This is a genomic window from Bradyrhizobium sp. TM233, from assembly GCF_036247965.1.
GTDB classification, from domain to species: domain Bacteria; phylum Pseudomonadota; class Alphaproteobacteria; order Rhizobiales; family Xanthobacteraceae; genus Bradyrhizobium; species Bradyrhizobium ottawaense.
On the sequence record NZ_BTIG01000004.1, the window covers coordinates 518,430 to 534,205 of the forward strand.

Sequence of the window (15,776 nt, forward strand, 5' to 3'; positions counted from 1 at the left end):
GTCGCGTTGGCTATTCCGGGACCCGGCGCCCGGGAAAGGTTAGACAGGCATTGATATCGACAGCCATCGTGTTGCGGTGCGCTTTGTTCAAGAGCGCGTCTCGCTCTGCACCGGGTTCAAGGCGCGCGGCCTGTTCGCGCAATCTCAGTGCATCGGCCGCAAGACGCTCGGCAAGTGAACCCGCCTGACGGATGCGGCTGCGATTCTCTGTCATGACAAATGTCCTTGCGGTGCGTCGGGAGAGTCGAGGTCGATCAAGCCTGTGCATTTTTAGGGCGCAGGACCGGCGGGACCGCGCCGTCGAGCCAATCCTCAGTTTCCGCGAGAGCGAGCCAAGCATCGCCCATTCGCCTGTACCGCTTGCGCGCCGCGTCGCTGGGAGCGGTGCCTTCCAGGGTCAGACAGCGTCCGGCATTCTCCCGAAGATCCCCGGACCGGCTCACCCGGATCTCCGTGCCGCTCGCGGGATCGGCAGAAGTCTGCCAGGAGTTTCGGCACACAGAACACCGCCATTGATAGACGAACTTGCCTGTGGGCAAGTAGGTCGAGTGCACCGGGGCCGCAGCGAGCCGCCCGCACACGGCGCAGCCGACCGTCGCTTGCGCCGCGGTCATTTCGCCGTCGTCCTGAACCACTTTCGCGCTCCAGCGGCGTTCGAACTTGCGGCAAAGATGCAGGGGATATTGCAAAACGTTCAATGCGCGCCTCCTGTTTCGGCGGGAGCGCTGTAACGTCTCTCGGCCACTAGCGCCTGTCGTGTATCGTGCTAGCGATCCATTCAATGTGGGGTCTCGATCGCCATTCACCAGAGCGCGGCGCCGAAAATACGCTCCCGGCATCCGGCCCGTGGCCATACCCCGACCACACTTCACGCGCCGATGAACGATGCTCGTGCGGGGCTTCCGTTTAAGCGACAGTCTTCCTGCCGTACCAATCCCGTAGGAATTGGAACATATCGCGGCCTCTCCTGTTGCGTCTACCCATGGATGCATGCGTCCCCGAGATCAGGCCATGGGCGTACGCTCCCTTTCTTCTCTTCCAATATCTTCATCGAAAGTTTTCAGATGCGCATACTGAGGAAACGTTCGCCATCTCTGGCGGCTATGAGCCTTCGCGTTCTTGCAGAATATCCGGTAGCGTCCGCGATTGCCGCGACTGTCGCCTTGATGGCCACGGCTGCGGTCGTCAATCGAAAGCTCGCCGACAAGGCTCAACGCGAGAACCCGCCGCAGGGACGCTTCATCGACATCGACGGTGTTCGCCTGCACTATGTGGAGCGCGGATCGGGCCGCCCGCTGGTCTTGCTTCACGGCAATGGCAGCATGATCCAGGATTTCGAATCGAGCGGTCTGATCGATCTCGCCGCCAAGGACTATCGCGTCATCGTGTTCGATCGTCCGGGCTTCGGCCACAGCCTGAGGCCGAGAAACGTCGTATGGACCCCTGCGGCCCAGGCCGACCTCTTCAGGGATGCGCTCGCGCACCTTGGGGTCGAAAAGGCGATCGTGCTCGGGCATTCCTGGGGGGCGTCGGTCGCGATTGCCTTGGCAGGCAGGCACCCCGCAATGGTCGAGGCGTTGATTCTGGCGTCGGGGTACTATTTCCCGACCGCCCGCACCGACGCGATGATGGCGATGGCCGGGCCGGCGATACCTGGATTCGGCGATATCCTCAGCCACACGATTTCCCCGATCGTCAGCCGTCTGATGTGGCCGTCGATGCTCCGTCAGCTCTTCGAGCCGCGATCCGTCCCTCAAAAATTCGATGGTTTTCCGAAATCACTGGCCGTGCGTCCATCGCAGCTTCGTGCCGCTGCCGCCGAGGCAGCGCTGATGGTCCCTGCTGCGATGCTGTCGGCGAAGACCTACGGCGAACTGGCCATGCCGGTCACCATCCTCGCCGGCGAACAGGATCGCCTCATCGACATCGACGAACAGTCCGGTCGCCTCCATGAGGAAATCAGGCACAGCAAGATGCGACGCGTCGCGAGAGCGGGTCATATGATCCAACAGTCGGATACGGCCGATTTGATGGCCGCAATCGACGAAGCCGCGGCCGAAACGCTGCATTGATTTGAGAGTGTATCAAGCTGTCGGAAAGGAACGACCATGGCCCCGAAAATCAACGAGCGGACCTGCCCGGCGTGCAGCGGAACGGGCTTTCCTCTGTCCATGAAGGCGGCTTCGCCGGGCCGCAAAGTCTACCCGGTCAAATGCGAGGTCTGCGAAGGCAAGGGAAAGATTACCGAAACCGAGTGAAGTGACCTTCGTGAGTAAGGCCTACTCCGCGGCCTGGCGCACGTGGCGCGCGGTCGGGGTGCGCATGGTGACGAGCTCTTCGGCCGCGGTCGGATGCAGCGCGATGGTCGCGTCGAAATCGGCCTTGGTCGCCTTCATCTTCACCGCGATGGCGACGGCTTGCGTGATCTCGGCGGCGGCATCGCCGACGATATGGCAGCCGAGCACGCGGTCGGTCGAGCCATCGACGACGAGCTTCATCAGCACGCGGGTGTCGCGGCCCGACATCGTCGCCTTGATCGGGCGGAACGAGGTCTTGTAGATGTCGACGTGACTGAACTGCGCGCGCGCCTCGGTTTCCGTCAGACCAACCGTGCCGACCTCCGGCTGCGAGAACACAGCGGTCGGGATGTTGGCGTGGTCGACCTTCACCTCGCGCTTGCCGAACACGGTGTCGGCGAAAGCGTGGCCTTCGCGGATCGCGACCGGCGTCAGGTTGAAGCGATGGGTGACGTCGCCGATCGCATAGATGCTGTCGACCGAGCTCCTGGAGAAATGGTCGACCGCGATGCCGCCATTGTTCGGGTTGATGGCGACGCCGGCATTCTCAAGGCCGAGATTGGCCACCGCCGGATGGCGGCCGATCGCGAACATCACCTGCTCCGAGGCGATGCTCGATCCGTTCGACAGATGCGTGGTGAACTCCTCGCCGTGGCGGTCGACCTTGCTCACCGTGCAGCCGGTGAGAATGGTGATGCCCTGCTTCTCCATCTCGGCACGAACGTGGGTGCGAACATCCTCGTCAAACCCGCGAAGGATGTTGTCGCCGCGATAGATCACGGTGACGTCGGAGCCGAAGCCGGCGAAGATTCCGGCGAATTCCAGCGCGATGTAGCCACCGCCCTGGATCACGATCCGCTTCGGCAGCTTTTTCAGGTGGAACGCCTCGTTGGAGGAGATCACGTGCTCGATGCCGGGAATCGAGGCACCGTGGTTGGGCGCGCCGCCGGTGGCGATCAGAATGTATTTTGCGGTGATCTTGCGGTCGTTTTCGAGCAGGCGGACGGTGTGCTTGTCCTCGATCACCGCCCGGCTCTTGACGATCTGCGCGCCTGACTTCTCGACATTGGCGGTGTAGGCCGCCTCCAGCCGCGCGATCTCCTTGTCCTTATTGGCGATCAGCGTCGGCCAGTCGAAGCTGGCGGGCGGAACGGTCCAGCCGAAACCTGCGGCGTCCTCGAGCTCGTGGCGAAAATGCGAGCCGATCACGAACAGCTTCTTCGGCACGCAGCCGCGGATCACGCAGGTCCCGCCCATGCGGTACTCTTCCGCGATCGTCACCCGGGCGCCGTAACCGGCCGCGATGCGGGCGGCACGCACGCCGCCCGAACCACCACCGATGACGAAGAGGTCGACGTCGAATTCAGCCATTGTCCACTCCGACCCCTGTCAGGAATTACTGATCAGATAGTGTCTGTCAGATCTCCTTGCCACGCTTGCGCATCTCGGCGCGGAAGGCCCCCATCACGGTCTCGGAGAAGTTCTGGGCCCAGGAGTTCATGAAGGCCATGCTGAGGCCGATGGCGCGCGGCTCGGCATCGATCAGCTTCTTGCCCAGCGGCGACTTGTAGAACGCGACGAGATCCTTCAATTCCTGCTCGGTGAACTCGCTGGCGTAGATCTGCGCCATGCCGTCGCCAATCTCGTTCTGACGGCCGTTGAGCTGCTGGGCGACGACGCCGGCAACCTCGTTGAGATCCTTCTGGTAGTTGAGATTCTGCTGGATCAGCGCGATCTTGGTCTTCTCGACCAGGCCCGGCACCGCGCCTTGATACATTGCGGTGGCATTCTTGATCTGCAGAATCTCCTTGGCCGCCGCGACCGCCGCCGGCGTGGCCTTCGGCTGGGCGGGTGCGGCGCCAGCCTTCGGCGCCGCCTGCTGCGCAGCGGCCGGGACGACCGAGAAGGCCAATCCCACAGCGAGGGTCGCAGCCGGCAAAAACTTCAAAACGCTCTTCATTCCTAGTCTCCTTTCGGCTTACGCCGTTCAATCACGCGAATTCCCTCGCCGCCCGCCAGAACAGCCGAGCTGGCCAAGCCGATGAACAACCCGTGCTCGACCACGCCGGGGATCGCGCTCAACGCGCTGGCGAGGCCGGCAGGATCCCCGATCTGTCCGAGCTGGGCATCGACGATCCAGTGGCCGCCGTCGGTGACGAAAACGTGGCCGTCCTTGTCCCCGCCCTTGGCCTTGCGGACCGCCATTTGCCCGGAAACGCCGCACTCGGCAAATGCCTTCTCGATCGCCCGTCGCGTCGCGCCAAGTCCGAACGGGATGACCTCGATCGGCAGCGGAAATTTGCCGAGCGTCGGCACCCATTTGGTGTCATCGGCAATCACGATCATGCGATCCGAGGCCGCTGCCACGATCTTCTCGCGCAGCAGCGCGCCGCCGCCGCCCTTGATCAGGTTGAGCGCGGGATCGATTTCGTCGGCGCCGTCGATGGTGATGTCGAGATGGTCGATCTCGTCGAGCGTGGTCAGCGGCACGCCGCACCGCGTCGCATCGAGGCGAGTCGTCTCGGAGGTCGGCACGCCGATCACCTTGAGCCCGGCGGCGACGCGCTCGCCGAGCAGCTCGACGAAATGCTTGGCCGTCGAGCCGGTGCCGAGCCCGAGTTGCATGCCGTCCCGCACCTCCTCGAGCGCGCGCGCCGCGGCCTGTCGCTTCAACTGGTCCATATTCACCTTTGCGCCCGCCTTTGAAGTCCCGAACGTGCCGCCGATCGTGGCCGCTTTCGGCGGCCTATGTAGCCTCGTTTTCCGCCGGAGAACAGGGTCTGGGGAACCAGGCTATAAGCTGATCTTATGGCGCCGCCCCTTGCACTGACCTGACCGGGCCGGTAGCGCTTGGCCCATGACCTCCCCTCACACCATCGTCTTCGATCTCGACGGCACGCTTGTGGATACGGCGCCCGACCTGATCACCGCGCTGAACCACGTGCTCGACCGCGAAGGGCTGCCGCCCGTGCCGATGGCCTCGGCCCGCAACATGATCGGCGCCGGCGCCCGCAAGCTGCTCGAGCGGGGGCTGGAGGCCGAGGGCCGCAGCGTCACCCCCGCCGACATGGACCGGATGACTGCGGATTTCATCGCCTATTATGCCGAGCATATCGCGGTCGAATCCCGCCCCTTCGAGGGGCTCGAGGCCGCGCTGGACCATTTTTCGGCGCAAGGCCATCGCCTCGCCGTCTGCACCAACAAGCTGGAATGGCTGTCCAAGCGCCTTCTGGACCAGCTCGACCTCAGTCGCCGCTTCGCGGCGATCTGCGGCGCGGACACCTTTGGCGTCCAGAAGCCCGACCCGACCATCTTTCGTGAAACGGTGGCGCGCGCCGGCGGAGCGGTCAAAGCCAGCATCATGGTCGGCGATGCCGGAACCGATGTCGGGGTGGCTCGCCGGGCCGGGGTGCCGGTCATCGGGGTCAGCTTCGGCTATACGGACGTACCGATCGCCGAGCTGAAGCCGGACCGGCTGATCCATCACATGCGCGACCTGCCGGCTGCCGTCACCAGCCTGATGACGGTATGACGTCACCAAGGCACTGATATCGCTTCTGTATTCCGAGAAACCCCGCATTGACCATTGATTGACTATGCGCAGCGCGCCGGTTGCCTGCCCCAGACGACACTCCTAAGGTCCGCGCGGGGTTATGTGGCGGTTCGTCGCAGTTGAAGTGGATGGGTCATGCGTCGTGTCATCGCGGCTGCGTTAGCCGGAGCGAGTCTATTGGGAGCGGCAAGTCTTGGTGGCTGCTCCTCGATGTCCTGGGACGGGTTCAAATCGGCCCCACCGGCCGTCCAGGTCCGAATCGAATCCAACCCGCCCGGTGCCGACGCCACCACCTCGCTCGGGCCGGGCTGCAAGACACCCTGCTCCGTCTCGGTTCCCGCACCGGAGGCCCCATTTACGGTCGCTTTCGCGCTGCCCAAGTACCAGCCGGCGAGCGTCGCGGTGAACGTGATCAGAAATCCCGGGGATTTCACCACCCCAGCCTCGGTGACCACCGACCCGAATCCGGTGTTTGCGGAACTCCAGCCGGCCACCCCGCCGAAACCGGTTCGCAAGCCGCACCGGCCTAGGAAGCCCAAACCCGCCGCAGCCGCGCCTGCTGCGGCACCGGCTGAAGCCGCACCGGCCGCGGGCTCGCCATTCCCCGATCCGAACGCCGGCAGGCGCTGATCTACGTATACCACCCGATTGTCCTCGTCGCGTCCGATGCTTAGATTGGGTCCCGAGCACCGCTGAAGCAAAGGTGCGCCCGTCGCCGTAAGTGACAAGGCCTTTTCCATGAACGGATCCACTGCGCTGTCGACCCCGATGACCGATCCGTTCGGGCGGACCATCTCGTACCTGCGCGTCTCCGTCACCGATCGCTGCGACCTGCGCTGCTTCTACTGCATGTCGGAAGACATGACGTTCCTGCCCAAGGCGAACCTGTTGACGCTGGAGGAACTCGACCGGCTCTGCTCGGCCTTCATCGCCAAGGGCGTCAAGAAGCTGCGGCTCACCGGCGGCGAGCCGCTGGTCCGGCGCAACGTGATGACGCTGGTGCGCTCGCTGTCGCGGCATCTTTCGAGCGGCGCCCTGAACGAGCTGACGCTGACCACCAACGGCACCCAGCTTGCGAAACACGCAAGCGAGCTCGCCGATTGCGGCGTCCGCCGCATCAACGTCTCGCTCGATACGCTCGATCCCAAGAAGTTTCGCGAGATCACCCGCTGGGGTGAGATCGACAAGGTGCTGGAAGGCATCGAGGCCGCGCGCGCCGCGGGACTTGCCGTGAAGATCAACGCGGTGGCGCTGAAGAACCTCAACGAGGACGAGCTGCCTTCGCTGATGCGCTGGGCTCACAGCAAGGGCATGGACCTGACCCTGATCGAGGTCATGCCGATGGGCGAGATCGGATCGGGACGGATCGACCAGTACCTGCCGCTGTCGCTGGTTCGCGCGCGCCTCGCCCAGCAATTCACGCTGACGGATCTGGCGGAGAGCACCGGCGGCCCGGCGCGCTATGTCAGCATCGCCGAGACCGGCGGCAAGCTCGGCTTCATCACGCCGATGACGCATAATTTCTGTGAATCCTGCAACCGGGTTCGCATTACCTGCACGGGAACGCTGCACACCTGCCTCGGCCACGAGGATGCCTCGGATTTGCGCAAACCTCTGCGTGCATCCGACGACGACATGCTGCTTGCGGATGCGATCGACCGCGCCATCGGGCTGAAGCCCAAGGGCCACGATTTCATCATCGACCGTCGGCACGACCGTCCCAGCGTCTCCAGGCACATGAGCGTCACCGGCGGCTGACACCATCGGCCGCGGCCTTGTTCCCCTGAACTACCAACAATCTTCCAATTGACTGGCGCCACGGTCGCTGGTCTGGTGCGGCGTCCTCATGCCTGCGCGGCAAGACCAGCCACGCGCCAATTCGGCGCAGTCAAGCCGGCCGGGGCACAATCGGGGAGGATCTATGCAAGCGCTCCTGAAGCTGAGTCGAGGGATCGACGCGTTCACACGCTGGACGGGCAAACGCCTGGCGTGGCTGATCGTGGCCGCCGTCATCATCTCGGCGGTCAATGCGATCGTCCGCAAGACGTTCGACACGTCGTCCAATTCATGGCTCGAGCTGCAATGGGTGCTGTTCAGCATCGTTTTCCTGTTCTGCTCGCCCTGGACGCTGCTCGACAACGAGCACATCCGCATCGACATCGTGAACAACGCGTTGCCGAAGACTGTGCGCAACGTGATCGACGTGGTCGGTCACCTGTTCTTCCTCATTCCGCTCTGCATCGTCATGATCGTCACCGGCGTGCCGTTCTTCCAGCGTTCGGTCCAGATCAACGAGCAATCCGGCAATGCCGGCGGCCTGCCGCAATGGCCCGCCAAATCCCTGATCATGATCGGGTTCGCTTTGCTGCTTGTTCAAGGCATCTCCGAGCTGATCAAGCGGATCGCGGTCATGCGCGGATTGATCCCGGACCCGCATGAATCCCAGGTCTCGGCGCTGGAGGCGGAAGTCGAGCATCTCGTCGAAGCGATCGAGAAAAAGTAGCCGCTGGCGCCGGTGTAGGGGGACTCATGACCGCGTTTATCATCGCCAATATGGCGCCAATCATGTTCGCGTCGCTGGTCGTCGTGCTGCTGCTCGGCTATCCTGCGGCATTCTCGCTCGGCGCAGTCGGCCTGTTCTACGCCATCATCGGCGTCGAGCTCGGCCAATTCCACCCCGACTTCCTCCAGGCCCTTCCCGAGCGCGTCTACGGCGTGATGAACAACGACACGTTGCTCGCCATCCCGTTCTTCACCTTCATGGGACTGGTGCTGGAGCGGTCGGGCATGGCCGAGGACCTGCTCGACACCATCGGCCAATTGTTCGGCACCATCCGCGGCGGACTCGCCTACGCGGTGGTGTTCGTCGGCGCGCTTCTGGCCGCGACGACCGGCGTGGTCGCGGCGTCCGTGATCTCGATGGGACTGATTTCGCTGCCCATCATGCTGCGCTACGGCTACGACCGGCGCGTGGCGACGGGCATCATCGCCGCTTCGGGCACGCTCGCGCAAATCATTCCGCCCTCGCTCGTCCTGATCGTGATGGCAGACCAGCTCGGCAAGTCCGTCGGCGACATGTACGAGGGCGCCTTCATCCCGGGCCTCGTGCTCGCGGGCCTCTACGCCGTCTACGCCTTCCTTGTCAGCATGATCTTCCCGAACGCCGCGCCCGGCCTGCCGAAGGAAGCCATCGGCTTCCGCGAGGAGAGTGGCGACCGCGGCCTCCGCTCGCTCGGTGTACTCTTCATCGCGAGCTGCGTGTTCGGCTGGTTCATGATGCGCCATTCGGAGACGCACGGCGCCGATTACGTCGTGCTCAGCATGTTCTACGGCATCATCTTCGCGTTCGCCGTCGCCGTGCTGAACTGGATCGTCGACAAGCTCACCGGCTTCCGTTTCCTCTCGAAGATGGCCCAGCAGACCACCTTCGTGATGGTGCCGCCGCTGTTCCTGATCTTCCTGGTTCTCGGCACGATCTTCATCGGTATCGCGACCCCGACCGAAGGCGGCGCGATGGGTGCCGCCGGCGCCCTCATCCTCGGTGCCGCGAAGCGGCGGCTGAGCTGGGACCTGATCCGGCAAGCCACGGAATCGACCGCCAAGCTGTCGGCCTTCGTCGTGTTCATCCTGGTCGGCGCCCGCGTGTTCTCGCTGACCTTTTACGGCGTCAACGGGCACGTCTGGGTCGAGCATCTGCTCACCTCCCTGCCCGGCGGCCAGGTCGGCTTCCTGATCTTCGTCAACGCGTTCGTGTTCGTGCTGGCCTTCTTCCTCGACTTCTTCGAACTGGCCTTCATCGTGATCCCACTGCTCGGACCTGCCGCCGAGCATCTCGGCATCGACCTGATCTGGTTCGGCGTCATTCTCGGCGTCAACATGCAGACCTCGTTCATGCATCCGCCGTTCGGCTTCGCGCTGTTCTATCTCCGGTCGGTCGCCCCGAAGGACCGATACACCGACCGCGTCACCGGCAAGCGGATGGACCCCGTCACCACCGGCCAGATCTATTGGGGCGCGGTGCCATTCGTCGTCATCCAGATCATCATGGTCGCTCTGGTGATCGCGTTCCCGTCGATGGTGATGCACTACAAGGGCGTCCAGTCGACCATCGACCCCAGCACGATCAAGATCGAGGTGCCGCAGATCGAGCTGCCGCCGCTGGATCTCGGGCCGCCGCAAAAGTAGCGGACGAGCGCGCGATCGGCCTCTTGCCCCGAGCAGTGCGCTTTTGCGCACGATCGTGTCCACATCGTCATGGCCGGGCTCTTGTGAACGTTCGAATGCGATCACTCGGCCTTGGAGGGTGAAGGCGTCAGCTCGCTCCCCGCCAGCCGAAACCGCAGCGTGAACTCCGCGCCGCCGCCGGTGAGGTTCGCCACCGCGACTGTAGCTGCGTGATCGTCCGCCACGGCGCGCACGATCGACAGGCCGAGGCCCGCGCCGTCGCTGCGCCGGCGGTCGGCGCGCCAGAAGCGCTGGAAGATCAGCTCGCGCTCGGCCTCCGCGATCCCCGGACCGCAATCGCGCACGCGCACCGAACCGTCCTCGCACACCTCGACGTCGACGGTGGTATCCTTTGCCGTGAACTTGATGGCGTTTTCGGCGAGGTTGAGGATCGCGCGCTGGAGCATCTCCGCATTGCCGTGGATCGTAACCGGCGCGTCGGTGCCCCGGAGCGCGATGTCCTTGTGCTGGGCGATCGCGAACGGGGCGATCGAGGCAACCACTTCGGCGCAGACGGCGCGCAAATCCGCGGTCTCGCCGGGATCGAGCACCAGGGTGTCGAGCTCGGCGATCTCCAGCAGCTGGGCGACGAGGCGGCTCATGGTTTCGATGTCGGCATGCAGCGCCTGCCGTGCCGCCCGATCGTCGAGCGTCTCGATCCGCGTGCGCAGGATCGCGAGCGGCGTGCGCAATTGATGCGCGGCATCCGCCGTGAACTGCCGCTGCACCCGAAAGCCGCCTTCGAGGCGGTCGAGCGCCTGGTTGACGGCGGTGACGAGCGGCAGGATCTCGCGCGGGATCTGCTCCGTCGGCAGCCGGATGTCGGTGCGCGCCGGGCCGATATTGCTGGCCTCCTCGGAGGCCTTCCACAGCGGCGCGATCGCGCGGCGGAAGATGATGATGTCGGTGGCGAGCAGGATCAGCAGGATAGGGATGGTGATCCATCCCACGCGCCGGAAGAAGTTCGAGACGATGTCGTCGATGATGACGTCGCGGTGCGCAAGGTCCTCGGCGACCTGGATGCGCACCGTCTTGCCGTCGACCTCGCGGGTGACGGCGGCGCCGGAAATGGTCTCGGACGAGCGCGGTGCAGCAGCGGCGGCGGAGCGCCGATGCGAGGAGAACAGCAACCGGCCCTCGGCGTCGCGAATGTCGTACTGATAGCGGCCATACGCTTCCGAATAGAGGCCTTTGAGACTGTCGGGCAGATTGAACGTCAACAGGCCGTCCGGCCGTGCGACGATGCGCTCCGCCAGCACCTCGGCCTGGGCGCGCATGGCATCGCGATGCAGCTGGTCGATCTCGGAATTGAGCAGCCAGAACAGCACCAGCGGCAGGAAGATCGCGACCACCGCGACCGCCAGGATGTGCAGGAACACGATGCGCCAGATCAGCGATTTGAACGTCGGCGACCTGCCATAGGACCCGGCATAGGATCCGACGCTGGATCCGAGCTGGGCCACGCTATTTCTCCACGTCCATGAGATAGCCGACCCCGCGGATGGTATGGATCACGACCTTGGCGCCGTGTTCAGCGAGCTGCTTGCGCAGCCGCGAGACATAGACCTCGACCGCGTTGGAGGCGACCTCGCCGTCCAGCCCGAAGATGTGATCCTCGACGTTCTTCTTCGGCACCACCCGCCCCTGCCGGCGCAGCAAAATCTCCAGCACCGAGGTCTCGCGCGCGGAGATGATCCGCGGCTGGTCGTCGACGAAGATCTGGCGGCTCTCGGTGTCGTAGACGAGATTGGCGAGACTGAGCGAGCGGCCGAGCAATTGGCCCGGCCGGCGCAGGATCGCCTCCAGCCGCGCCACCAGTTCCTCCATCGCGAACGGCTTGGCGAGATAGTCGTCGGCGCCGCTGCGCAGGCCGCTGACGCGGTCCTGCAGGCCGCCGCGTGCGGTCAGCACCAGCACGGGGAGCGGCTCCATCTTGAGGCGCAGCTCGCGCAGCACCGACAGGCCGTCGCCGTCGGGCAGCCCGAGATCGAGGATCATCGCAGCGTAGCTGACGCTGCTCACCGCCTCGCGCGCCTCGGCCGCGCTGCCGACGATGTCGCTTTGATAGCCGGCCGCCGCCAGGCCGGCGGCAACCAGCCGCGAGAGCTCGGCATTGTCCTCGACGATCAGAAGGCGCATCGCATATCCGCCGGGTACTCAGGTCACCGCACGGCTCGCGCGGCATCTTCGCTCTCTTCCACCATTCCGGCCGGCTCGGCCAGCGAAAAGTAAGGCGAAGAACGGGGCGGCTCATTGTCAGCTCGGTGTAAGCCGACGGACACGCCCGTCATTCCCGCTGGACGGTGCCGCGCAGAGAGCGGAGCTTCTAGCTCCGCCCCTCGAAATAGGTGCAGAGCAGGCTCGTCTCCTTTGCTGCTATCGATTTCCGAAAGAGCCGGCACTTGGAATGGCGGTCTTTGCTCTCTCCACTCTCGACCAGGAACACGCATTGATTGCAGACGTCGGTGTGATGACGGCGCTCGGCAACATCAAGCCCAACCAGCACGCGGCGAAGCGTATCGCGCAGCCGAGATCGATCGGAGCCTTCGAGTGCCACGATCTGGTCCCGCAGGGCATTGATCGGATCTTGCTTGAGGAACTTCTCGCCCTCAGCTGTGAGACAGAGCGTGATCGAGCGCTTGTCGTCCGCAGACGGCTTACGGACCAGCAATCCTTTGTCCAGGAGCGCGGCGGTAATCTGAGATGCGCCGCCGCGGGTCGTCCCCAGAAAGCCGGCGAGAGCCGTCGGCGTCCTCGAAAGTCTGTTTGCAAGAGCGAGAAAGCGCAAGGCCATCCATTCGCGATCGCTCAGGCCCGAACGACTGCCTTCAAAGAGCCAACTGCCCGCCGATTGCACGAGGAGTTGTACGATTTCAGTTGCCACGCTCATTGATAGATGCCCACGGGAAACGGCCGTCCGGCACCTCGATCAAAGAGTGAGGTGACGCCGCATTTGGTGAATGCTGAATTTGGGTCGGGACTGGTTGGATCCGGTATATCGTACCGTGAAGTCCGGACGGCGCGGAACGACGCCTAAGGCCGCGACTCCAGCCCGATTGCAAGAGCCCGATAGCCCGATCGTTCCGCAAAAGGAACACCGCAAGACTACGTATCGCGTTCATGCCCAGGTTACGGGCGCCCAACTGCGGTGCGCAGAACAAACTTCGCCCGCCTCTGACGGGCTCATCGTCCTCTCCAAATCGGGCAACGAAACAAATTTCGGATTATTCGACGCTCGCGCAAGAAAACGCCCCGGGGCCTTCGCTCCGGGGCGCTGCATCCAACTGGTGACGCGATCAGCTCTGCGAGCGCCGCGCCATGAAGATGTCGTAGCCGACCTCGGCGACCTGGAACCAGGCGTAGCCGTCGCTCGTGAACTTGGCGAGGGAGTCGTGCACCTTCTTGAAATTGGCGTTGGTCGCGCCGACTTCGGCATGCAGCTCCTTGGCGGCCTTGTGGCAGGCATCCATGATCGACGGCGAGAAGGCGTGCAGCTTGGCGCCGCCCGCGAGCAGCTTCTTCAGCGCCAGCGGATTGGCGGTGTCGTAGCGTGCCATCATGTAGTTGTTGGCGTAGTGGCCGGCCTGCTCCAGCACGCTCTGGTAATATTTCGGCAGCGCGTTCCACTTGTCGAGGTTGACGAAGGCCAGCAGCATCGGCCCACCCTCCCACCAGCCGGGATAGTAGTAGTGCGGCGCGATCTTGTAGAAGCCGAGCTTTTCGTCGTCATAGGGGCCGACCCATTCGGCGGCATCGATGGTGCCCTTCTCCAGCGCGGGATAGATGTCGCCGCCGGCGAGCTGCTGCGGCACCACGCCGAGCTTCTGGAGCACGCGGCCGGCAAAGCCGCCGATGCGGAATTTCATGCCCTTGAGATCGTCGGGTGCGTTGACCTCTTTCCTGAACCAGCCGCCCATCTGGCAGCCGGTGTTGCCCGCGAGCAATGAGACGACGTTGTAGCTCTTGTAGAATTCGTTGAGCACGTCGCGCCCGCCGCCCTGCATGTACCAGGCCTGGTTGATGCGCATGTTGGGGCCGAACGGCACGGCCGAGCCGAAGGTGAAGGTCGGATCCTTGCCGAAATAATAGTAGGACGCGGTGTGGCCGATTTCGCAGGTGCCGTTCTGAACGGCGTCGAGCACCTGGAGGCCCGGCACGATCTCGCCGGCCGCGAAGATCTGGATCTGGAATTTGTTGTCGGTCGCCTCGGCGACCATCTTGCACATCATCTCGGCGCCACCAAACAGCGTGTCGAGCGATTTCGGCCAGCTCGTCGGCATGCGCCATTTGATTTCCGGCATCGACTGCGCGATCGCGGGAGCCGCGAGCGTGGCGGCGCCGGCCGCACCAAGTCCTGTGACCTTGATGAAGTCTCTTCTCTTCATGATTTCCTGCCCTGATGTACCAGTGATTGTGGGCCTTCTTGCCGAGGCTTGGCGCCACCATGACGCAAGCCGCCGCCCAATTCCATCCCGATCGCACTGCGGCAAAGAAAAAGCCCGGCCTCCAATGGAGGCCGGGCTTTCCGGTCTTTGCGACTTTAGGTCTAGGCGATCAGCCGCGCGTGCGCGAGCGGATCATGAAGCTGTCGTAGGTATATTCGGCAACCTGCCACCACAGATATTCGTCGGAGCGGTAGGCCTGCATGGCGTCGATCGACTTCTTGAAGTCGGGGTTCTTGGCCGAGATCTCCGCCCAGAGCTCGTTGGTCGCCTTGAGGCAGGCTTCCAGCACCTCGTTGGTGAAGGGACGAAGCTGGGTGCCGCCGGCAACCAGTCGCTTCAGCGCCGCCGGGTTCTGCATGTCGTAACGCGCCGCCATCCAGGTGTTGGCATTGGTCATCGCGTTGGTGAGGATCGCCTGGTAGTTCTTCGGCAGCGAATTCCACTTATCCAGATTGGCGAAGGCGTGGACGGTCGGACCGCCTTCCCAGAAGCCCGGATAGTAGTAGTACTTGGCGACCTTGGCGAAGCCGAGCTTCTCGTCATCGTAGGGGCCGACCCACTCGGCGGCGTCGATGGTGCCCTTTTCGAGCGCCGGATAGATGTCGCCGCCGGCGAGCTGCTGCGGCACCACGCCGACCTTCTGGAGCACCTGGCCGGCGATGCCGCCGATGCGCATCTTGAGGCCGGAGAGGTCGGCAACGGTCTTGATCTCCTTGCGGAACCAGCCGCCCATCTGGGTGCCGGTGTTGCCGCAGGGGAAGCCGATCACGTTCGACTTCTTGAAGAACTCGTTGCCGAGCTCCATGCCGCCGCCCTGGTACCACCAGGAGTTCTGCTGGCGCGCGTTGAGGCCGAACGGCACCGAGGCGTAGATCGCGAAGGTCGGATCCTTGCCGACATAGTAGTACGAGACGGTGTGGCACATCTCGACGGTGCCGTTGGAGGTCGCATCGAGCGCCTGGAGGGCCGGAACGATCTCGCCGCCGGCGAACACCTGGATCTGGAATTTGTTGTCGGTCATCTCGGCGACGTACTTCGCCAACTGCTCGGCACCGCCATAGATGGTATCGAGCGACTTCGGGAAGCTCGAAGTCAAGCGCCACTTCACCTCGGGCGAGGACTGCGCGATCGCCGGCGAGGCCACCGCGGTTGCCGCCGCGCCTGCCGCCGACACTTTCAGAAAATCACGACGCTTCATCTTCAGGTCTCTCCTTGCTGGGGCGTTTCCCCTTAACTTCTCTTCTTGCCGCCGCTCAT

17 protein-coding genes are annotated in these 15,776 nt (G+C 64.0%); 7 read left to right on the forward strand and 10 right to left on the reverse strand.

The features are described 5' to 3' along the window. Positions 1-10 precede the first annotated feature (10 nt). The gene (locus AABA86_RS13650) at positions 11-214 is read right to left on the reverse strand and encodes a hypothetical protein (protein WP_338307169.1); all 204 of its coding nucleotides are present in this window, start codon (positions 212-214) and stop codon (positions 11-13) included. Between the two features lie 40 nt (positions 215-254). Continuing rightward, complete coding sequence (locus AABA86_RS13655; protein WP_246550095.1) at positions 255-698, reverse strand: hypothetical protein; 444 nt, start codon at positions 696-698, stop codon at positions 255-257. A gap of 366 nt (positions 699-1,064) precedes the next feature. Between AABA86_RS13655 and AABA86_RS13660 the strand changes: the two genes are divergently transcribed. Beyond that, entirely contained in the window at positions 1,065-2,072 is a 1,008-nt protein-coding gene (locus AABA86_RS13660; protein WP_212246738.1) for an alpha/beta fold hydrolase, read from the forward strand. 36 nt (positions 2,073-2,108) lie between these two features. Continuing rightward, the gene (locus AABA86_RS13665) at positions 2,109-2,258 is read left to right on the forward strand and encodes a hypothetical protein (RefSeq protein WP_338307170.1); all 150 of its coding nucleotides are present in this window, start codon (positions 2,109-2,111) and stop codon (positions 2,256-2,258) included. A gap of 21 nt (positions 2,259-2,279) precedes the next feature. Here AABA86_RS13665 and gor read toward each other — a convergent pair whose 3' ends face one another. From gor to rpiA, 3 genes are read right to left on the reverse strand one after another with little or no spacing between them, the layout of a single operon-like run. Beyond that, complete coding sequence (gene gor, locus AABA86_RS13670; protein WP_338307171.1) at positions 2,280-3,668, reverse strand: glutathione-disulfide reductase; 1,389 nt, start codon at positions 3,666-3,668, stop codon at positions 2,280-2,282. A gap of 46 nt (positions 3,669-3,714) precedes the next feature. Further along, positions 3,715-4,257: a DUF2059 domain-containing protein gene (locus AABA86_RS13675; protein ID WP_338307172.1), complete on the reverse strand. Its 543-nt coding sequence runs from the start codon at positions 4,255-4,257 to the stop codon at positions 3,715-3,717. A 2-nt stretch (positions 4,258-4,259) separates the two neighbouring features. Beyond that, entirely contained in the window at positions 4,260-4,985 is a 726-nt protein-coding gene (gene rpiA, locus AABA86_RS13680; protein WP_338307173.1) for a ribose-5-phosphate isomerase RpiA, read from the reverse strand. A 169-nt stretch (positions 4,986-5,154) separates the two neighbouring features. Between rpiA and AABA86_RS13685 the strand changes: the two genes are divergently transcribed. The 5 genes from AABA86_RS13685 to AABA86_RS13705 all read left to right on the forward strand — a co-directional run bounded on the left by AABA86_RS13685 (position 5,155) and on the right by AABA86_RS13705 (position 10,035). Next, positions 5,155-5,829: an HAD family hydrolase gene (locus AABA86_RS13685; protein WP_212246749.1), complete on the forward strand. Its 675-nt coding sequence runs from the start codon at positions 5,155-5,157 to the stop codon at positions 5,827-5,829. A gap of 156 nt (positions 5,830-5,985) precedes the next feature. Further along, on the forward strand, positions 5,986-6,480 hold the full coding sequence (locus AABA86_RS13690) for a hypothetical protein (protein ID WP_212246756.1): 495 nt from the start codon (positions 5,986-5,988) through the stop codon (positions 6,478-6,480). 108 nt (positions 6,481-6,588) lie between these two features. Further along, positions 6,589-7,608, forward strand: coding sequence for a GTP 3',8-cyclase MoaA (gene moaA / locus AABA86_RS13695; RefSeq protein ID WP_212246759.1), 1,020 nt, complete (start codon positions 6,589-6,591; stop codon positions 7,606-7,608). A 163-nt stretch (positions 7,609-7,771) separates the two neighbouring features. Then, the gene (locus AABA86_RS13700) at positions 7,772-8,353 is read left to right on the forward strand and encodes a TRAP transporter small permease subunit (RefSeq protein ID WP_338307174.1); all 582 of its coding nucleotides are present in this window, start codon (positions 7,772-7,774) and stop codon (positions 8,351-8,353) included. Positions 8,354-8,379: 26 nt separating this feature from the next. Next, the gene (locus tag AABA86_RS13705) at positions 8,380-10,035 is read left to right on the forward strand and encodes a TRAP transporter large permease (RefSeq protein WP_338307175.1); all 1,656 of its coding nucleotides are present in this window, start codon (positions 8,380-8,382) and stop codon (positions 10,033-10,035) included. A gap of 101 nt (positions 10,036-10,136) precedes the next feature. Here AABA86_RS13705 and AABA86_RS13710 read toward each other — a convergent pair whose 3' ends face one another. The 5 genes from AABA86_RS13710 to AABA86_RS13730 all read right to left on the reverse strand — a co-directional run bounded on the left by AABA86_RS13710 (position 10,137) and on the right by AABA86_RS13730 (position 15,717). After that, the gene (locus AABA86_RS13710) at positions 10,137-11,537 is read right to left on the reverse strand and encodes a sensor histidine kinase (RefSeq protein ID WP_338307176.1); all 1,401 of its coding nucleotides are present in this window, start codon (positions 11,535-11,537) and stop codon (positions 10,137-10,139) included. Position 11,538: 1 nt separating this feature from the next. Further along, the gene (locus AABA86_RS13715) at positions 11,539-12,213 is read right to left on the reverse strand and encodes a response regulator (protein WP_097659014.1); all 675 of its coding nucleotides are present in this window, start codon (positions 12,211-12,213) and stop codon (positions 11,539-11,541) included. Positions 12,214-12,400: 187 nt separating this feature from the next. Next, positions 12,401-12,964: a MarR family winged helix-turn-helix transcriptional regulator gene (locus AABA86_RS13720; protein ID WP_212246766.1), complete on the reverse strand. Its 564-nt coding sequence runs from the start codon at positions 12,962-12,964 to the stop codon at positions 12,401-12,403. Between the two features lie 406 nt (positions 12,965-13,370). Next, complete coding sequence (locus AABA86_RS13725; RefSeq protein ID WP_028145308.1) at positions 13,371-14,459, reverse strand: TRAP transporter substrate-binding protein; 1,089 nt, start codon at positions 14,457-14,459, stop codon at positions 13,371-13,373. A 169-nt stretch (positions 14,460-14,628) separates the two neighbouring features. Beyond that, positions 14,629-15,717, reverse strand: a complete 1,089-nt coding sequence (locus AABA86_RS13730; protein WP_038971001.1) for a TRAP transporter substrate-binding protein — start codon at positions 15,715-15,717, stop codon at positions 14,629-14,631. Positions 15,718-15,776 lie beyond the last annotated feature (59 nt).